We start from the raw sequence: 2,415 nt of genomic DNA on the forward strand, positions 1-2,415 counted from the left end.
GAGGCGACGCTGGACAAGCTTGGCGGCGGCGCCTGGCAGTCGCGCAAGGCGCGACTGAAGAAGCGCCTGCTCGACATGGCCGGGCAGCTGATCCGCATCGCCGCCGAACGGCAGATGCGCTCCGCACCGCCACTGGTGCCGGCAGAAGGCCTCTATGGCGAGTTCGCGGCCCGCTTCCCCTATGAAGAGACCGACGACCAGCAGACGGCCATCGATTCGGTGCGCGACGATCTTGCTGCCGGCAAGCCGATGGACCGGCTGATTTGCGGCGATGTCGGCTTCGGCAAGACCGAAGTGGCGCTGCGTGCCGCCTTCATCGCGGCGATGGAAGGCTTTCAGGTGGCAGTTGTGGTGCCGACGACATTGTTGTCGCGCCAGCATTTCAAGACCTTTTCGCAGCGTTTCTCCGGCCTGCCGATCCGTGTCGGCCAGGCGTCGCGGCTGGTCGGCGCCAAGGAACTGGCCGAGACCAAGAAAGGCATCGCCGAGGGCCAGGTCGACATTGTCATCGGTACGCACGCGCTGCTTGGTTCCGCGATCTCGTTCAAGAACCTTGGCCTGCTGATCATCGACGAGGAGCAGCACTTTGGCGTCAAGCACAAGGAGCGGCTGAAGGATTTGAAAACCGACGTGCACGTGCTGACGCTCTCGGCGACACCGATCCCGCGCACGCTGCAACTGGCGTTGACCGGGGTGCGCGAGCTGTCGCTGATCGCCACGCCACCGGTCGACCGCATGGCGGTGCGCACCTTCATCTCGCCGTTCGATCCCCTGGTCATCCGCGAGACGCTGCTGCGCGAGCGTTATCGCGGCGGCCATTCCTTCTATGTGGTGCCGCGCATCAGCGATCTTTCGGAAATCCATGATTTCCTGAAGGAATCCGTGCCGGAGTTGAAGGTGGCGGTGGCACATGGCCAGATGCCGCCGGGCGAACTCGACGATATCATGAATGCCTTCTATGACGGCCAGTACGACGTGCTGTTGTCGACGACCATCGTCGAATCCGGTCTCGACATCCCCACCGCCAACACGCTGATCATCCACCGCGCCGACATGTTCGGCCTGTCGCAGCTTTATCAGCTGCGCGGCCGCGTCGGGCGTTCCAAGGTGCGCGCCTATGCGCTGTTCACGCTGCCGGCCAACCGCAAGCTGACCGACACCGCCGAGCGCCGGCTGAAGGTGCTGCAATCGCTGGATACGTTGGGCGCCGGCTTCCAGCTCGCCAGCCACGACCTCGATATCAGGGGCGCCGGCAATCTTCTTGGCGAAGAGCAGTCCGGCCACATCAAGGAGGTCGGCTTCGAGCTCTACCAGCAGATGCTGGAAGAGGCCGTCGCCGAGGTGAAGGATTCCGGCGAAGTGCAGGATGGCGGCTGGTCGCCGCAGATTGCCGTCGGCACGGCGGTGATGATCCCGGAAAGCTATGTTCCGGACCTGCAGCTCCGGCTGGCGCTCTACCGCAGGCTTGGCGATCTCGAAAACACCGAGGAAATCGACGCTTTCGGCGCCGAGCTGATCGACCGCTTCGGCCCGCTGCCGGACGAGGTCAAGCATCTGCTCAAGATCGTCTTCATCAAGGCGCTCTGCCGCAAGGCCAATGTCGAGAAGCTCGACGCCGGGCCGAAGGGCGTCGTCATCCATTTCCGCAAGCGCGAATTCTCCAACCCGGTCGGGCTCGTCCGGTTCATCGGCGAGCAGGGCTCGCTGGCCAAGATCCGGCCGGACCACAGCGTCGTCTTCGTGCGCGATTGGCCAACCCCCGAGAAGCGATTGGCGGGCTCGGCGGTCGTCATGACCCAGTTGGCGCGGCTGGTGGAGAAGGCGGCGTAGCCGGCCCAGGCCATTCGCCAGCGCTTGAATTCCGGTCTAGAATAGGAAATCGGCTTCGTGTATGGAGCCGCCATCCCATATAGGGGCGGGAAATGGCAGGCGAGGGTGCTTGCCGGAAAGAGCGTTGGGTGCAGCGATGACGAAATGGTCGCCGAATTCGTGGAGAGCAAAGCCGATCAAGCAGGTTCCTGCCTATCCGGACCTTGCCGCGCTGAAGAACACGGAGGCCCAGCTCGCAACCTTTCCGCCGCTGGTTTTTGCCGGTGAGGCGCGCAAGCTGAAGAAGCAGCTCGCTTCTGTCGCCGCCGGTGACGCATTCCTCCTGCAGGGCGGCGATTGCGCCGAGAGCTTCGCCGAGCATGGCGCGGACAACATCCGCGACTTCTTCCGCGTCTTCCTGCAGATGTCCGTGGTGCTCACCTTCGCCGGCGCGCAGCCGGTGGTGAAGGTTGGCCGCGTTGCCGGCCAGTTCGCCAAGCCGCGTTCGTCCGACAACGAGACCAAGGGCGAGGTGACGCTGCCCAGCTATCGCGGCGACATCATCAACGGCATCGAATTCGACCCGAAGTCGCGCATTCCGGATCC

2 protein-coding genes are annotated in these 2,415 nt (G+C 64.0%); both read left to right on the forward strand.

Annotated features, from left to right (window positions below):
- On the forward strand, window positions 1-1,830 hold a 1,830-nt coding region (mfd, locus tag EN964_RS31855; RefSeq protein WP_127277226.1), incomplete at its 5' end, for a transcription-repair coupling factor.
- Between the two features lie 136 nt (window positions 1,831-1,966).
- Window positions 1,967-2,415 (forward strand): 3-deoxy-7-phosphoheptulonate synthase (locus EN964_RS31860; protein WP_164776174.1); only part of this gene is annotated, 449 nt, incomplete at its 3' end.

Source organism: Mesorhizobium sp. M7A.F.Ca.CA.001.10.2.1, assembly GCF_003998575.1.
Taxonomy (GTDB): Bacteria; Pseudomonadota; Alphaproteobacteria; order Rhizobiales; family Rhizobiaceae; genus Mesorhizobium.